The sequence below is a fragment of the Halobaculum litoreum genome (assembly GCF_030127125.1).
In the GTDB taxonomy this organism is placed as follows: domain Archaea; phylum Halobacteriota; class Halobacteria; order Halobacteriales; family Haloferacaceae; genus Halobaculum; species Halobaculum litoreum.
On sequence record NZ_CP126156.1, the window covers coordinates 1,372,866 to 1,387,558 of the forward strand.

Annotated in this window: 16 protein-coding genes and 1 pseudogene; 8 read left to right on the plus strand and 9 right to left on the minus strand. The window is 72.5% G+C overall.

Annotated features, from left to right (window positions below):
* Window positions 1-20: 20 nt before the first annotated feature.
* Genes P0R35_RS07445 through P0R35_RS07455 form a run of 3 tightly spaced genes read right to left on the minus strand, consistent with a single transcriptional unit; the run spans window position 21 to window position 2,072 of the window.
* A complete protein-coding gene (locus tag P0R35_RS07445) occupies window positions 21-617 on the minus strand; it encodes a trimeric intracellular cation channel family protein (RefSeq protein WP_284014584.1) in 597 nt (198 codons plus the stop codon).
* 53 nt (window positions 618-670) lie between these two features.
* On the minus strand, window positions 671-1,492 hold the full coding sequence (locus P0R35_RS07450; protein ID WP_284014545.1) for an SAM hydrolase/SAM-dependent halogenase family protein: 822 nt from the start codon (window positions 1,490-1,492) through the stop codon (window positions 671-673).
* A 7-nt stretch (window positions 1,493-1,499) separates the two neighbouring features.
* Entirely contained in the window at window positions 1,500-2,072 is a 573-nt protein-coding gene (locus P0R35_RS07455; RefSeq protein WP_284014546.1) for a nicotinamide-nucleotide adenylyltransferase, read from the minus strand.
* Window positions 2,073-2,238: 166 nt separating this feature from the next.
* Here P0R35_RS07455 and lonB point away from each other — a divergent pair, with 166 nt between their 5' ends.
* The 3 genes and pseudogenes from lonB to P0R35_RS07470 all read left to right on the plus strand — a co-directional run bounded on the left by lonB (window position 2,239) and on the right by P0R35_RS07470 (window position 5,786).
* Entirely contained in the window at window positions 2,239-4,371 is a 2,133-nt protein-coding gene (lonB, locus tag P0R35_RS07460; protein ID WP_284014547.1) for an ATP-dependent protease LonB, read from the plus strand.
* Window positions 4,372-4,408: 37 nt separating this feature from the next.
* A pseudogene (locus P0R35_RS16415) lies at window positions 4,409-5,247 on the plus strand (CPBP family intramembrane glutamic endopeptidase).
* Between the two features lie 95 nt (window positions 5,248-5,342).
* Complete coding sequence (locus tag P0R35_RS07470; RefSeq protein ID WP_284014548.1) at window positions 5,343-5,786, plus strand: rhodanese-like domain-containing protein; 444 nt, start codon at window positions 5,343-5,345, stop codon at window positions 5,784-5,786.
* A 26-nt stretch (window positions 5,787-5,812) separates the two neighbouring features.
* Here P0R35_RS07470 and P0R35_RS07475 read toward each other — a convergent pair whose 3' ends face one another.
* Entirely contained in the window at window positions 5,813-6,295 is a 483-nt protein-coding gene (locus tag P0R35_RS07475; protein WP_284014549.1) for an MGMT family protein, read from the minus strand.
* Window positions 6,296-6,435: 140 nt separating this feature from the next.
* On the opposite strand from P0R35_RS07475, the gene trpC reads away from it, so the two are divergent.
* From trpC to P0R35_RS07495, 4 genes are read left to right on the plus strand one after another with little or no spacing between them, the layout of a single operon-like run.
* Window positions 6,436-7,242 (plus strand): indole-3-glycerol phosphate synthase, encoded by an 807-nt coding sequence (gene trpC / locus P0R35_RS07480; RefSeq protein ID WP_284014550.1) that lies wholly within the window; start codon window positions 6,436-6,438, stop codon window positions 7,240-7,242.
* Complete coding sequence (gene trpB, locus P0R35_RS07485; RefSeq protein WP_284014551.1) at window positions 7,239-8,525, plus strand: tryptophan synthase subunit beta; 1,287 nt, start codon at window positions 7,239-7,241, stop codon at window positions 8,523-8,525. The genes trpC and trpB overlap by 4 nt, the downstream gene beginning before the upstream one ends.
* Entirely contained in the window at window positions 8,525-9,370 is an 846-nt protein-coding gene (gene trpA, locus P0R35_RS07490) for a tryptophan synthase subunit alpha (protein ID WP_284014552.1), read from the plus strand. The genes trpB and trpA overlap by 1 nt, the downstream gene beginning before the upstream one ends.
* Window positions 9,371-9,414: 44 nt before the next feature.
* Window positions 9,415-10,212 carry a 2-amino-3,7-dideoxy-D-threo-hept-6-ulosonate synthase gene (locus P0R35_RS07495; RefSeq protein WP_284014553.1) on the plus strand — a complete coding sequence of 266 codons (798 nt, stop codon included), beginning with the start codon at window positions 9,415-9,417 and terminating at the stop codon, window positions 10,210-10,212.
* A 28-nt stretch (window positions 10,213-10,240) separates the two neighbouring features.
* Here P0R35_RS07495 and P0R35_RS07500 read toward each other — a convergent pair whose 3' ends face one another.
* Window positions 10,241-10,534 (minus strand): hypothetical protein, encoded by a 294-nt coding sequence (locus P0R35_RS07500; RefSeq protein ID WP_284014554.1) that lies wholly within the window; start codon window positions 10,532-10,534, stop codon window positions 10,241-10,243.
* 91 nt (window positions 10,535-10,625) lie between these two features.
* Here P0R35_RS07500 and P0R35_RS07505 point away from each other — a divergent pair, with 91 nt between their 5' ends.
* Window positions 10,626-11,828: a 3-dehydroquinate synthase II gene (locus P0R35_RS07505; protein ID WP_284014555.1), complete on the plus strand. Its 1,203-nt coding sequence runs from the start codon at window positions 10,626-10,628 to the stop codon at window positions 11,826-11,828.
* A gap of 43 nt (window positions 11,829-11,871) precedes the next feature.
* Here the strand turns inward: P0R35_RS07505 and P0R35_RS07510 are convergent, their stop codons facing one another.
* From P0R35_RS07510 to P0R35_RS07525, 4 genes are all read right to left on the minus strand, one after another.
* Entirely contained in the window at window positions 11,872-12,264 is a 393-nt protein-coding gene (locus P0R35_RS07510; protein ID WP_284014556.1) for a DUF7575 domain-containing protein, read from the minus strand.
* Between the two features lie 91 nt (window positions 12,265-12,355).
* Window positions 12,356-13,054, minus strand: coding sequence for a type I 3-dehydroquinate dehydratase (locus tag P0R35_RS07515; protein WP_284014557.1), 699 nt, complete (start codon window positions 13,052-13,054; stop codon window positions 12,356-12,358).
* A gap of 60 nt (window positions 13,055-13,114) precedes the next feature.
* On the minus strand, window positions 13,115-13,489 hold the full coding sequence (locus tag P0R35_RS07520) for a DUF7994 family protein (protein ID WP_284014558.1): 375 nt from the start codon (window positions 13,487-13,489) through the stop codon (window positions 13,115-13,117).
* 153 nt (window positions 13,490-13,642) lie between these two features.
* Window positions 13,643-14,644 carry a transcription initiation factor IIB gene (locus P0R35_RS07525; RefSeq protein WP_284014559.1) on the minus strand — a complete coding sequence of 334 codons (1,002 nt, stop codon included), beginning with the start codon at window positions 14,642-14,644 and terminating at the stop codon, window positions 13,643-13,645.
* Window positions 14,645-14,693 lie beyond the last annotated feature (49 nt).

Below are 14,693 nucleotides of genomic sequence, written 5' to 3' on the forward strand. Positions count from 1 at the left end.
CGACACGCCCCGAGCAGCGGCTACAGCCGCGGCAACGACCACGCCCGGCGGACGGCGACGAGCCGGAGCACGAACACCCCGAGCGCGACGCCGAGCGTCGCGGTCGCGCCGCGCACGCCGAGCGCGCCCGCGGCGACGTAGGCGACGCCGCCCGCCAGCGCGGGCGTCGCGTAGAAGTCCTCCCGGAGCACGACCGGCGTCCTCGTGAGCAGGAGATCCGACAGCGAGCCGCCGCCGACGCCGGTCAGGGTCGCGGTGACGACGACGCCGAACGCCGACAGCCCGGCCTCGGCGCCGACGGCGGCGCCCGAGGCGGCGAAGGCGGCGAGGCCGACCGCGTCGGCGCCGAGGAACGCCGGGTGGTCGCGGACGCGGCCGGCGCCGCCCGACAACGCTCCGGCGACGAGCAGGCCCACGGCGACGCCGGCCAGCACCACGAGCACGTCGCCCGTCGAGCGCAGGGCGGCCGGGACGCGGCCGACGAGGACGTCCCGGATCGTGCCGCCGCCCAGCGCCGTGAGCACCCCGAGGGTGGCGACGCCGAACGGGTCGAGGTCGGCGTCGGCGCCCTTGAGGGCGCCCGCGACGGCGAACGCGAGCAGGCCGACGAGGTTCATCGCGGACACGGCGGCGCCGGCGGTCACGGGCGCGAGCGGGGCGACGACCACGTTCAGAAGGAGGGGACCGTCGCCGCGACGGACTCCTCGAAGGAGAACGTCACCGACCGGCCGGGCGCCAGATCGAACGCTTCGTCGCCGCGCCCCTGGTTCACGTCGCACTCCACGTAGCCGTGGCTCCCGACGGTGACGAGCGGGTCGTGTTTCGGCACCTCGGCGAACGTCTCGACGACCGGCACGGCCTGCCGGCCCGCGGCGGTCTCCACGACGACGGACTCGCCGACGTGGTCGTCGAGGAACGAGCCGGGGACGTTCGTCACCGCGTTGCCGAAGTCGTCGACGACGAGCACCTCGCCGGCCGCGGTCGCGGTCTCCAGCCACGCGTCCGGGAGGCGGTAGTCGTCGTAGTCGGCGACCCGCTCGAAGCCGTCGAGCCCCTCGACGGCGTCGACGCCGGCCTCGTGGACGCGGGCGGCGGCGGGCGCGAACACGTCCCGGCCGTGGAACGTGCTGGAGCGCGGGTCGCCGCCGTCGACGGCGAACACCGCGACGTCCTCGGGGCCGTCGCCGGTGGCCGCCGCGAGCGCGCGGGCCGGCGGGAGCAGACAGCCGTTGTCGGGGCCGACGAGCGCGTGGTCGCCGGCGCGCACGCAGACCGCGGCGCGGTCGGTGCCGACTCCGGGGTCGACGACGACGAGGTGGACGGCCGGCGGGAACTCGGGGAGGACGAACCGTAGCCAGAAGGCGGCCGCGCGGGGGTCGCCCTGCGGGAGGTCGTGAGCGACGTCGACGAGGTCCGTCACGCCGTGCGAGCGGAGCACGCCCTTCATCGCGGCGGGGTACGGGGAGCCGAAGTCGGAGGCGAGGGTCAGCATCGGCGGATCACGCCGGGTCCGGCGTCTCGCCGTCGGTGTCGGTCTCCGAGGGGCGGGCGTGGTCGTCGCCCCCGTTGGCGTCCGACGAGGCGACCTGCCGGATGCGCGCGACGCCGTCGATCTCCTCGATGGTGTCGACCACCTCGTCGGGGACGAGGTCGCGCCAGCCGTCGCCGCGGATCATCCGGCCGCGGAGTTCGCTCCCCTCCAACACCTCGCGTTTGAACATCGGGGAGGAGCGTACCTCGACGCCGGCCTCCTCGAACAGGCGGACGACGAGGGGGTTGTTCGAGTAGGCCACGTCGAACTTCGGGGACATCGACTGGACGTGACTCACCCACACGGAGTTGCGCTCGAGGTCCTCGATGGGGACGACGTACGTGGTGACGTCGAGCTCGTCGAGCGCCTTCGTCACCATCATCACGCGCTCGCCGGCGGTGAACGGGTTGCGCCGGGTGTGTGAGTCGCCCGCCGAGCCGATGCCGAGGACCAGTTCGTCGACCTCCGTCGCGATCTCCTCGACCATGTGGTGGTGGCCGTCGTGGTACGGCTGGAACCGCCCGATGTAGAACCCCCGCATACGAGCACGTAACAGGCGGCGGGTTTAAAAGCCCGGCGAGTCCGTAGGGTGGGGGAATCCCGCAGGTATGCGGCCGCTATCCGTCGTTCTCGCTCCGGCGCACGGGGCTCACAGGGGGAGAAAGTATATGAATCGACGGACCCTGTTTCCCGGTAGCGACGATTCTATGAGCAACGACAGAACCGACAGCCGGGACGGTGGCGACGTCTCGGACCGAGAGGACGCCCCCGCCGTCGAGGACCCCGAGATCGATCCCGGGTCGAACGGCGGCGGCGGCGGGACGACCGGCGGCCGGTCGGTCGGCGCGTCGAACGACCCCTCCGAGGAGGACGCCGACATCGACGACCTGGGTAGCGACGTCGAGATCGACGCCGAGATCGACGAGGAGATCGCCGAGGACCACCTCCTCGGCGGCCTCCTGATCGACTCGACGGACGACATCGAGGTCCCCGACCGGCTCGTGGATCAGGTCATCGGCCAGGAACACGCCCGCGACGTGGTGATGAAGGCGGCCAAACAGCGCCGCCACGTGATGATGATCGGCTCGCCCGGGACGGGCAAGTCGATGCTCGCGAAGGCGATGTCCGAGCTGCTCCCGAAGGAGGAGCTGCAGGACGTGCTCGTCTACCACAACCCCGACGACGGCAACAACCCCAAGGTGCGGACGGTGCCCGCCGGGAAGGGCGAGCAGATCGTGGAGGCCCACAAGGAGGAGGCCCGCAAGCGCAACCAGATGCGCAGCTTCCTCATGTGGATCATCATCGCGGTGGTGCTCGGCTACGCGCTGCTCGTCGCCAGCAACGTGTTGCTCGGCATCCTCGCGGCGGGTATCATCTACCTCGCGTTCCGCTACGGCTCCCGCGGGAGCGACTCGATGATCCCGAACCTCCTCGTCAACAACGCCGACGAGAAGTCCGCGCCGTTCGAGGACGCCACCGGCGCCCACGCCGGCGCGCTGCTGGGCGACGTCCGCCACGACCCGTTCCAGTCCGGCGGGATGGAGACGCCGAGCCACGACCGCGTCGAGGCCGGCGCCATCCACAAGGCGAACAAGGGGGTGCTGTTCATCGACGAGATCAACACCCTCGACATCCGCTCCCAGCAGAAGCTGATGACCGCGATCCAGGAGGGCGAGTTCTCCATCACGGGCCAGTCCGAGCGCTCCTCGGGCGCGATGGTCCAGACGGAGCCCGTCCCGACGGACTTCATCATGATCGCGGCGGGGAACCTCGACGCGATGGAGAACATGCACCCGGCGCTGCGCTCGCGCATCAAGGGGTACGGGTACGAGGTGTACATGGACGACACCATCGACGACACCCCCGAGATGCGGCGCAAGTACGCCCGCTTCGTGGCCCAGGAGGTCGCGAAGGACGGCCGGCTCCCCTCGTTCGACGACGAGGCCATCGAGGAGGTCATCCTCGAGGCGCGCCGCCGCGCGGGCCGCAAGGGCCACCTCACGCTGGAGCTGCGGAACCTCGGCGGGCTCGTCCGCGTGTCGGGCGACATCGCCCGCTCGCAGGACGCCGAGCGCGTCACCCGCGAGCACGTGCTCGAGGCGAAGGGGCGCTCGCGCTCCATCGAGCAGCAGCTCGCCGACGACTACATCGAGCGCCGCAAGGACTACGAGCTGCAGGTCGCCGACGGCTACGAGACCGGCCGCGTCAACGGCCTCGCGGTCATGGGCGAGGACTCGGGCATCATGCTCCCCGTCATGGCCGAGGTCACCCCCTCGCAGGGGCCCGGGCAGGTCATCGCGACCGGCCAACTACAGGAGATGGCCGAGGAGGCCGTCCAGAACGTCTCGGCGATCATCAAGAAGTTCTCCGACGAGGACATCACCGAGAAGGACATCCACATCCAGTTCGTCCAGACGGGCGGCTCCGGCGTCGACGGCGACTCCGCGTCCATCACGGTCGCGACCGCCGTCATCTCCGCGCTCGAGGGCGTGGGCGTCGACCAGAGCCTCGCGATGACGGGCTCGCTGTCGGTCCGGGGCGACGTGCTCCCGGTCGGGGGCGTCACCCACAAGATCGAGGCCGCCGCCAAGTCGGGCTGCACGCGCGTCATCATCCCGAAGGCGAACGAGCAGGACGTGATGATCGAGGACGAGTACAAGGAGATGGTCGAGATCATCCCGGTCGAGCACATCTCGGAGGTGCTCGACATCGCGCTCGAGGGCGAGCCCGAGAAGGACTCGCTCGTCGACCGCCTCAAGAGCATCACCGGCTCGGCGCTGGAGAAGACCGGCGAGTCCGGCACGGGCACCGCCGGCCCGACCAGCCCCAGCCCGCAGTAACGGCGCCGACCGCGACCCGTTTTTCGACGAGACACCCGTGACACGCTGGACCGCGTTCGCCGGCATCGCGGGCGTCGTCCTGTCCCTACTGCTCGGCCTCGCGCGGCTGTCCGAGGCGCAGTTCGCGTCCGCCCCCGAGCCGACGGCTCGCCGCCGCGACGACGCCCCCGAGGACCCGGGGCCGGCGACGACGACGCCGTACCACCCGGCGGTCGACCACGACCCGTCGCTGGCGCGGCCCGAGCGGAGCCCGGTCGCGGCCGCCGAGGCGGAGGCGTCGCTGTCGGTGGGCGCGCTGCTGGCGAACGTCGCGCTCTCGCAGGGCGTGTTCGGCACGGTGCTCGTCGCCGCCGCGGTGTGGGCGGAGATTCCGGCCGCCGCGTTGGGGCTCGTCCCGCTGCTCGCGCCGACGGACCTCGCGCTGGGCGTCGGTCTCGGCGCGGCGCTGTGGCTCGCCAGCGAGGCGGGCGGCCGGCTCGCCGAACGGTGGGGCGTCGAGGCGAACGAGGAGCTGCGGGGGCGCTCGCCCCGCGCTCGCGGCTCGGGTGGGCGGTCCTGCTCGTCGCCGTGTTGCCGACGGTGGCGCTGTTCGAGGAGTTCCTCTTCCGGGCCGTCCTCGTGGGCGCGTTCTCGGCGGGCGCGGCCGCCCTCGGCGTTCCGGCCTCGCCGTGGCTGTTGGCGGTCCTGTCGTCGGTCGCGTTCGCGCTCGGCCACGGCGCACAGGGGCGCGCGGGCGTCGTCGCCACGGGGACGCTCGGGTTCGTCCTCGCGGCCGCGTTCCTCCTCACGGGGAGTTTCGTGGTCGTGGCCGTCGCCCACTACCTCGTGAACGCGCTCACGTTCGTCGTCCACGAGGGCGTCGGCGTCGAGTGGTGACGGGGGTCGGCCCGCCGCGCGGCCGTCCCGGGCGGCCCGTGCGTCCGGGCCGGCGCCGGCGGTAGTTCTTTCTCCCCGGGTCGCTCCCGTCCGGTATGCGAGAACTCGACGCACACGCGTGGGACATGGCCGCCGCGGCCGAGGAGCACGTCGAGGTGCTGAGCGTGGAGGCGGCCCACGGGGAGTGGGCGGCCCGCGACGACGGCGGGGACGCGACCGACGACGGGGCGACGTTCCTCGACGTGCGCGACGTGCGCGAGCGGTGGATCGAGGGGGCGATCCCCGGCGACACCCACGCGCCGCGCGGGATGGTGGAGTTCTGGGCCGACCCCGAGACCGACTACTACCGCGACTACTTCGACCCGGACCGCCGGTACGTCCTGTACTGCAACGAGGGCGGCCGCTCGGCGCTGGCGGCGAAGGCGCTCCGGGACATGGGGTTCGTCGACGTCGCGCACGTCGAGGGCGGGTTCACCGCGTGGCAGGCGGCCGGCTACGAACAGGCCGCCGTGGAGCAGCCGGACTACTCGGACCGGTAGCGACGGAGCCGCGGCGCGCGCTCGCCTCAGAACCCCTCGATCTCCCGGAGGCGGGCGGCGACGGCCGGCGGCGTCGCGCCCTCCGCGTCGCGGACGCGGTGGTCGGGGACGACGATCGGGATCGGGTTCGCCCGCAGCGCCTCGCGCGCCGTCGCGAGGTCGGCCTCGTCCTCGTGGTCGAGGCCCGCGGTCATCCGCACGACCAACTCGAGGTCCGCGGGGTCCCCGTACGGGACGGTCCGCACCGACTCCAACACGTCCCGCTGGACGGTCGGCACGGTGATCGCCACCGGGACGTCGGCGAAGTCGTCCTCCGCGCCCGCGAGGTACGCCGCGATCCGATCGAGGAGGTCGTGGTCGCCCGCCGCGTCGGCGGCGACCGAGTCGGGGAACGACACGGAGATGAGCCGCCCGCTGGCGGTGCCCAGCTCCACGGCCGCGTCGATCGCCGGGTACTCGCGACCGAACACGCCGGTGTCGCCGGGCGTCGCGTCGCCGTTCGTGTGCATGTCCCGTCGAACGGCGGGCGGGCGTTTCAATCCTCGGCGGCCGGGCGGGAAGCCGTACCTCGGCCCCGTTCGAGCGGGCGACCGATCTCCCGGCCGCCGACGCAACTCTTTTGAGCGGAACCGCCCATCGATGTACATAGATGAACACTACATCGGACGACCTCGCGCCCGCGGTGCGGTCCATCCTCGAGGCCGCGGCGGCGCGCCCCGGCGGCGACGAGCGGGTCGCCGTCGACGCGCGGTCGCTGCCGGAGGCGTTCGCCGCCGCGGAGGCGGACGGCCGCGTCCCGGTGATCGCGGAGGTGAAGCCGACCAGTCCGACGACGGACGGCGAGCGCGACGACGACCCCGTCGAGTTGGCCGAGGCGATGGTCGCGGGGGGCGCGGCGGCGCTGTCCGTGCTCACCGAACCCGAGCACTTCGGCGGCTCCGTCGAGAACCTCCGGCGGATCCGGGAGGCGGTCGACGTGCCGGTCCTCCGCAAGGACTTCCTCGTCCGCGAGGACCAGCTCGACGCCGTCGAGTCGGACGTCGTGCTCCTCATCGCGCGCTTCGTCGGGGACGACCTCGCGACCCTCGTGTCGGCCGCGCGCGAGCGGGGGTTCCAGCCGCTCGTCGAGGTCCACACCCGCGAGGAGCTGACGGCCGCGCTCGAGGCGGGCGCGGACCTCGTCGGCGTGAACAACCGCGACCTCGGGAAGCTCGAGGTCGACCTCGGGACGTTCGAGGCGGTCGCGCCCGCGGTCCCGGACGACGTGACGCTGATCGCGGAGTCGGGGATCGCGACGCCCGCGGACGCCCGGCGGATGCGGGCGGCCGGCGCCGACGGCCTCCTGATCGGCTCGGCGATCGTCGACGCCGAGGGGACCGACGCCGCCGGCACCGGCGGCGACGTGGCGGCCAACACCCGGCGATTTACGTCCGCGGAGTCGGAGGACGACGTATGAGCAGCGACGCAGGGGCCGGCGACCCGACCGACCCCGAACGGGTCTCGGCCGGCGACGGGAAGTTCGGTCGCTACGGCGGCCAGTACGTCCCGGAGGCGCTGATGCCCGCCATCGAGGAGTTGACCGACGCGTACGAACGGTACGTCCTGAACAACGAGGACGGCTTCGTCGACGAGTTCCGCCGGCGCATCCGCGACTTCGGGGGGCGCCCGACGCCGCTCCAGCGCGCGGACCGGCTCTCCGAGCGCTACGACACCGAGGTGTACCTGAAGCGCGAGGACCTGCTCCACGGCGGCGCACACAAGCTGAACAACGCGCTCGGGCAGGTGTTGCTCGCGAAGTACATGGGGAAGGAACGCATCATCGCGGAGACCGGCGCCGGCCAGCACGGCACCGCGACCGCGATGGCCGCGGCCCACCTCGGGATGCCGTGCGAGGTGTACATGGGCGAGCGCGACATCAACCGCCAGCGCCCCAACGTGTTCCGGATGAAGATCAACGGCTCCGAGGTGACGCCGGTGACGACGGGCCGCGGGACGCTGAAGGAGGCCATCTCGGAGACGATGCGCGACTGGGCGACGAACGTCGAGGACACCCACTACGTCATCGGGAGCGTCGTCGGTCCGCACCCGTTCCCGCGGATGGTGCGCGACTTCCAGGCGATCATCGGCGAGGAGGCGCGCGAGCAGATCCGCGAGCGGACCGGCGCCCTCCCGGACTCGGTCGTCGCCTGCGCGGGCGGCGGCTCGAACACGATGGGCGCGTTCCACCGCTTCGTCGGCGACGAGTCGGTCGACCTCATGGCCGTCGAGGCCGGCGGGTCGTCGCTCGCGGTCGACGCCGAGGAGGGCGTCGCCCCCAACTCCGCGTCGCTGTCGACGGGGAGCGAGGGCGTCCTCCACGGCGCGCGCACGAAGCTCCTGCAGGACCACGACGGCCAGATCGTCGAGAGCCACTCCGTCTCGTCGGGGCTCGACTACGCCGGCGTCGGGCCGGAGCTGGCGCACCTCGTCGACGAGGGCCGGGTGACGCCTGTGAACGTCGACGACGACGCGGCCATCGAGGGGTTCCACCGGCTCTCGCAGGAGGAGGGGATCATCCCCGCGCTGGAGACGGCCCACGCGTTCGGCTACCTCCACGAACACCACGACGAACTGGGCGACGTGACGGTGATCAACGTCTCCGGCCGCGGCGACAAGGACCTCGACACCGCCATCGAGGAGACCGCCAAACGCGACGTGCCGAACGCGCCGGACATGTCGATGTTCGAGGGGGGGCTGTGATGGCCGACGCCGTCGACGCCGCGTTCGCGGACGGGCCCGCGTTCGTCCCGTACCTCGCGGTGGGCGACCCCGACTACGAGTCGTCGCTCGCGTACGTCGAGGCGCTCGAACGCGGCGGCGCCGACGTCATCGAACTCGGACTGCCGTTCTCGGAGCCGATCGCCGAGGGGCCGACGATCCAGAACGCCGTGGTGCGCGCGCTGGAGGCGGGCATGACGCCGACGCGGTTCCTCGAGTTCGTCGCGGAGGTGGACGTGGACGTGCCGCTCGTCTGTATGACCTACTACAACCTCCTGTACCAGTACGGCGACGAGCAGGGGCCGCGCCCGTTCGTCGAGGCGGCCGCCGAGGCGGGCATCTCCGGGTTCGTCGTCCCGGACCTCCCCGCCGAGGAGGCGGGCCCGCTCCGGGCGGCCTGCGACGAGTTCGGGCTCGACCTCGTCTCCATCGTCGCGCCGACGACCGGCGAGGACCGCCTGCGGAAGCTCGTCGACGTGTCGTCGGGCTACCTGTACGTGCAGGCGCGCCTCGGCGTCACCGGGGCCTCCTCGTCGGTGTCCGACCAGACGGGCGCGTCGCTCGCGCGACTGGCGGACGTCGACCTGCCGAAGGCGGTCGGCTTCGGCATCTCCTCGGGCGAGCAGGCGGCGACGGTCGTCGAGGCGGGCGCCGACGGCGTCATCGTCGGCTCGGCGCTGGTCGACATCGTCGCCGAGGGCCACGAGCGCGGCGACCCGACCGAGGCGGTCGCGGAGCGCCTCGAGACGAAGGCGCGCGAACTGAAGCGGGGCGCGCTCGACGGGTACGGGCGACGGACGCCGGCACCCGAAGGTACATCCGACTGAGTCGTTCGCAAGCCATTTACGCCCGATCACGCCACAACATACCAATGGAACTCGCCGGACTCGCCGCACGGATGGACCGCATCTCCACGGACGACCGCATCCTCATGGTGCCGATGGACCACGGCATCACCCTCGGCGCCGTGAAGGGGCTGAAGGACATCGAGGGGACGATCGACGCCGTCACGCGCGGCGGCGCCGACGCGGTGCTCACCCAGCCGGGCATCGCGCCGCGCGTCCACGACAACAAGCACGACGCGGGCTACGTCGTCCACCTCAACGCCTCGACGGTCGTCGGCCCCGAGAGCAACGACAAACGCCGGACCGGGTCGGTGAAGAGCGCCATCCGCGCCGGCGCCGACGCCGTCTCGATGCACATCAACGTCGGCTCCGACTACGAGCCAGAGCAGATGACGTTCCTCTCGGAGCTGTGCGAGGAGGCCAACGAGTACGGCGTCCCCGTGCTCGCGATGGCGTACGCACGCGGCGCGAACCTCGAGGGCGACGACCCGGAACACGACGCCGAGTACCTCGGCCACGCCGTCCGCCTCGCCGAGGAGTGCGGCGCGGATCTGGTGAAGACGGCCTACTCCGGCGACGCCGAGAGCTTCCAGCACGTCTGTGAGTCCACTCGCCTGCCGGTCATCATCGCCGGTGGCTCGCCCGTGAGCGACCTCGCGACGCTGGAGAACGTCCGCGGCGCGATGGACGCGGGCGCGGCGGGCGTCTCGATGGGCCGGACCATCTTCCAGCACGACGACCCCGAGGCGATGACGCGCGCGGTGTCGGCGGTCGTCCACGACGACGCCGACGCGGAGGACGCGCTGTCGGCGTCGGGGCTGTAACACCGGTCCACCGATTCCCGGAGGCCGGTCAGATCAGGTCGGCGAACGCCGCCATCGAGTCGAGCGTGTGATCCGGCTCGGGGTCGTCGGGAGCGGGCGCGTCCGCGTCGCTCCCGGCGGCCCGCTCGGCGGCGATGCGGAACTGCTCGCGGTAGAACTCGATGTCGCTGTCGGCGTTCCCTTGCTCGGTCCCCGTCGAGGCGAGCGTGCTCGCGTCGCAGAAGGGGTCGACGCCGACGCGATCGAACGTCGCGGCGAGCAGCGCCGCGGGGTTCTGGTCGTCGACACACAGCGTGTCGTCCAGGTCGAAGAGGACGGCCATGGCGAGTCCTGTCAGACGAGGCGAAAGAGCGTTTCGCCGTCGGGTCGCCGTATCCGCCACGTTAAAGCGGCGCCCCCGATAGCGACCCACAATGACACGAACGCGGTCCGTCTGGATCCGAGCCGACGACGCGGTCGGCGACTGGGACGCGCGGCGCGAGCGGATCACCGCCGGCCTCGAAGCCGGCGTCGACTGGGTGCTCGTCGACGAGCGCGACGCCTCGAAGGTGCGCGAGTTGGGGGACGTGAACGTCGCCGCGTTCCGGTCGGACGCCGACGTCGACGTGATCGACGACGTGGAGGCCGGCGACGGCGACGAGTACGCCGTCGCCGACGCGTACATCGTCGGCAAGGACGGCGAGGGCGACGGCACCGTCGACCTCCCCGGGGACTTCTCCGGCTCCGCCGACCTCTCGACGCTGCGCCGGACCGACAACCGCGCGCAGGGGGCGTTCGTCCGCATCTTCGACGAGGAGTACGAGGCGTTCGCCGAGGCGGCCGCCCGCGACGCGGAGTTCGTCGTCGTCGCAAGCGAGAACTGGCAGATCATCCCGCTGGAGAACCTCATCGCGCGCATCGGCGACGACACCACCCTCGTCGCGGGCGCGACGACCGCCGAGGAGGCGCGCACCGCCTTCGAGACGCTCGAACTCGGCGCCGAGGGCGTCCTCCTCGACACCGACGACCCCGACGAGATCCGCAAGACCGTGGAGGTCCGCGACGAGGCCGACCGCGAGACGCTGGAGCTGACGACCGCGACCGTCACCGCCGTCGAGCGCACCGGCTCCGCGGACCGCGTCTGCGTCGACACCGGGTCGATCATGGACCACGACGAGGGGATGCTCGTCGGGTCGATGAGCCGGGGGCTGTTCTTCGTCCACGCCGAGACCGCCGACTCCCCGTACGTCGCCTCCCGCCCGTTCCGGGTGAACGCCGGCGCCGTCCACGCGTACGTCCGCACGCCCGACGGGGGGACGAAGTACCTCTCGGAACTGGGCTCTGGCGACGAGGTGCAGGTCGTCGACACCGACGGGAAGACCCGCGAGGCCGTCGTCGGCCGCGTGAAGATCGAGAAGCGCCCGATGTTCCGGGTGCAGGCGGAGGTCGAGACGGGGGCGGGGGAGACCGACCGCATCGAGACGCTCATCCAGAACGCCGAGACGGTGAAGGTCGCCACCGCGGCCGGCCGCAAAGCGGTGACGGACCTCGGGGAGGGCGACGAGGTGCTCGTCTACTACGAGGACGTCGCGCGCCACTTCGGCGAGGCCGTCGAGGAGTCGATCATCGAGAAGTAGGCGGCCGCCGCCCCGTCGCTCCCCCGCCGGACCGCGACCGTCGCTACCGTTCCTGCCTGACGTAGTCGAACTCGATCGAGCAGTACCAACAGAAGTCCAGCGAGAGGTCGACCTCGCGTCGGCACCGCGGGCAGGTGATCGCCGTCGTGCGGGCCTCGCGGCGCGCGAGGACGTACGCGTCCATCGCCGACAGCGAGAGGACGACCGCCAGCGGGACGAGGAACCGGAGCCCCGTCGTTGACGCGACGTCGGCGACGCGGACGGTCGAGAGGGCGACGCCGCCCGCGCCGGCGACGCCGAACACGCCGACGAACACGAGCAGCGAGCCCGCCAGCAGCGCCAGCCAGGCGACCCCGCGACTCCACCGCCGCAGGTACGCGTGCCCGAGCGCCGGGACGACCGCCAGCGCCGCCGCCACCGCGGGGCGTCGTTGCATTACCCTCCCCGTAGCCGAGCCACCGCCATGAACCTTCGTACGGGGCGTCTGACGCCCGTCCGCCCCGCGTCGGTCCCCCGTCGGCGGACGCTCACCCCCGGGAGAGGTCGTCGACGAGCCGCCGGAGCGTCGCGAGGTCGTACTGGCCGGGCGCGGTCGCGTCGGCGGCGTCGACGGGCGCGTAGCCGAGCCGCGAGCCGTACACCGGGGCGACCGCGCGGGTGTGGCGCCCCGCCTCGCCCATCGCCATCGTCGCGACGCGGTCCCCGCGTCGGGTCGCCCGGTGGGTCGCCGCGAGGAGCGCGAGCGCGTCGTCCCGAGTGTCGGCGGTGACGGCGAGCTTCCCGGCGTCGCCCGCCGCGGCCGCCGCCCGGAGCAGGGCGTCCAGCGTCGACGCGGCGGGGGTGCCCGCGAAGTCGTGGACGGAGGCGACGACCGCCGCGCCGTGGTCGCGGGCGCGGGCCGCCGGCTCCTCCACGCTCACGTCGTTCGTCCCGGTCGGCCGCCCACGGAGCGTCGCCAGTTCGAGGTCGACGGCGGCGACCGCGTCGTGTTCGACCGCCGACGCCAGCGCGTCGAGGCGGCCGTACGGCGCGGTGTCGCCCTCCCAGCGCGGTCGGTTCGTGACGAGCAGCGGGAGGTCGCCGTCGTAGGCGCCGAGCGCCGCCAGCGGGTCGGCGGCCAGGTCCATCCGGAACTCGACGCAGTCGGCGTGCTCGCGCGCCGCCGGCTCCTCGCCGAGGTCGGCGGTGCTCGCACACAGGGAGAACGAGTCGAGATCGAGGGGCATGGCGGGACGTGTGCGGCGTGCGCGGAAAAGCCTCCCCGTGGCGGCGGGTGTCGCGGCGGGCTACAGTTCGTCGTCGGTCATCACCGACGGACGGCGCTGGATCGTCGCCACGCCGACGCCGAGGACGAACACGCCCGCGAGCACGACCGCCAGCCCGAACAGGTCGCCGGCGCGCATCTGCCCCGTCCCGAGCACGCACATCCCCACGCCGAGCGCACAGCCGGCGACGCCGCGGAGCGTGACGTGGTCGACGTCGCGACCGGCGACGCGGCCCTCGACGCGGAGGCCGGCGACGAACGCGAACGCGCCGCCGACCGCGAACAGGGCGAGCACCGTCGCGAGCACCGGCGAGGCGGGGACGCCGAACAGGCCGACGATGGCGGCGCTCAAGCCGAGCAGGAGCACGCCTTGGAGCAGTTCGTATCGGGGACGCATCACCGGAGCGTGGCACGACGGCGGCAAAAACGGTCCGGTCGGCCTCCCGGGCGGCGCCTCGCCGGTCGCGCCGGACCGTCGCGACGCCCGGCAGGACGCGTGGCTCGCGGGCACGACGCGTCGGACGAAAAGCGGTCGGGTTCGGCGGGGCGCTCAGGCGATGAGGCCGTCCTCGGCCTCGAGCAGTTCGTGGTAGCGGTTGCGGATGGTGACCTCGGAGATGTCCGCGACCTCGGAGACGGCCGCCTGCGTCGTCTTCTCGTTGGTGAGCAGCGCGGCGGCGTACACGGCGGCCGCGGCGAGGCCGACGGGCGACTTGCCCGAGTGGACGCCCTTCTCCTTGGCGTTCTTCAGGAGCTGCTTGGCGCGCATCTCGGACTCCTCCGAGAGCTCCAGCGAGGAGGCGAACCGGGGGACGTACTGCTCGGGGTCGGCCGGCTTGACCTCCAGCTTCAGTTCGCGCACGACGTAGCGGTACGTGCGGGCGACCTCGTCCTTCGAGACGCGGGACACGTCGCTGATCTCGTCGAGGCTCCGCGGGACGCCCGCCATCCGGGCGGCCGCGTACACGCAGGCCGTCGAGACGCCCTCGATGGAGCGGCCCGGCAGGAGGTCCTCGTCGAGCGCGCGGCGGTAGATGACGGAGGCCGTCTCGCGGACGTTGTCCGGCAGGCCCAGCGCCGAGGCCATGCGGTCGATCTCGCCGAGCGCCTGCTTGAGGTTACGCTCCTTGGAGTCGCGCGTGCGGAAGCGCTCGTTCCACTTCCGCAGGCGGCGCATCTTCTGGCGCTGGCGGGCGCCCAGCGAGCGGCCGTAGGCGTCCTGATCGCGCCAGTCGATGTTCGTCGACAGCCCCTTGTCGTGCATCGTGTTCGTCGTGGGGGCGCCGACGCGGGACTTCTGGTCCTTCTCGGCGGCGTCGAACGCGCGCCACTCGGGGCCGCGGTCGACGGAGTCCTCCTCGACGACGAGGCCGCACTCCTCGCAGACGGTCTCGCCGTGCTCCTCGTCTTGAATGACGTTCCCGCTACACTCGGGGCAGACGAGCTCGTCGCCGCCCTGCTCGGTCTCCTCCTCGTCCTCCTGGGTTCGTTCGTGTGCTGTTCGTCGGTCGCGCCCGGCGGGTCGGCGTCGGGTGTGGGTTTTCTCGCTCATTGCTGCTGAGGGCGTGAGCCCGGAAGGGGATACAAAAAACCCCGGGGTG

Coding starts and splice junctions, on each gene's coding strand:
- P0R35_RS07445 (WP_284014584.1), bottom strand. CDS start 617: ATGAACCTCGTCGGCCTGCTCGCGTTCGCCGTCGCGGGCGCCCTCAAG.
- P0R35_RS07450 (WP_284014545.1), bottom strand. CDS start 1,492: ATGCTGACCCTCGCCTCCGACTTCGGCTCCCCGTACCCCGCCGCGATG.
- P0R35_RS07455 (WP_284014546.1), bottom strand. CDS start 2,072: ATGCGGGGGTTCTACATCGGGCGGTTCCAGCCGTACCACGACGGCCAC.
- lonB (WP_284014547.1), top strand. CDS start 2,239: ATGAGCAACGACAGAACCGACAGCCGGGACGGTGGCGACGTCTCGGAC.
- P0R35_RS07470 (WP_284014548.1), top strand. CDS start 5,343: ATGCGAGAACTCGACGCACACGCGTGGGACATGGCCGCCGCGGCCGAG.
- P0R35_RS07475 (WP_284014549.1), bottom strand. CDS start 6,295: ATGCACACGAACGGCGACGCGACGCCCGGCGACACCGGCGTGTTCGGT.
- trpC (WP_284014550.1), top strand. CDS start 6,436: ATGAACACTACATCGGACGACCTCGCGCCCGCGGTGCGGTCCATCCTC.
- trpB (WP_284014551.1), top strand. CDS start 7,239: ATGAGCAGCGACGCAGGGGCCGGCGACCCGACCGACCCCGAACGGGTC.
- trpA (WP_284014552.1), top strand. CDS start 8,525: ATGGCCGACGCCGTCGACGCCGCGTTCGCGGACGGGCCCGCGTTCGTC.
- P0R35_RS07495 (WP_284014553.1), top strand. CDS start 9,415: ATGGAACTCGCCGGACTCGCCGCACGGATGGACCGCATCTCCACGGAC.
- P0R35_RS07500 (WP_284014554.1), bottom strand. CDS start 10,534: ATGGCCGTCCTCTTCGACCTGGACGACACGCTGTGTGTCGACGACCAG.
- P0R35_RS07505 (WP_284014555.1), top strand. CDS start 10,626: ATGACACGAACGCGGTCCGTCTGGATCCGAGCCGACGACGCGGTCGGC.
- P0R35_RS07510 (WP_284014556.1), bottom strand. CDS start 12,264: ATGCAACGACGCCCCGCGGTGGCGGCGGCGCTGGCGGTCGTCCCGGCG.
- P0R35_RS07515 (WP_284014557.1), bottom strand. CDS start 13,054: ATGCCCCTCGATCTCGACTCGTTCTCCCTGTGTGCGAGCACCGCCGAC.
- P0R35_RS07520 (WP_284014558.1), bottom strand. CDS start 13,489: ATGCGTCCCCGATACGAACTGCTCCAAGGCGTGCTCCTGCTCGGCTTG.
- P0R35_RS07525 (WP_284014559.1), bottom strand. CDS start 14,644: ATGAGCGAGAAAACCCACACCCGACGCCGACCCGCCGGGCGCGACCGA.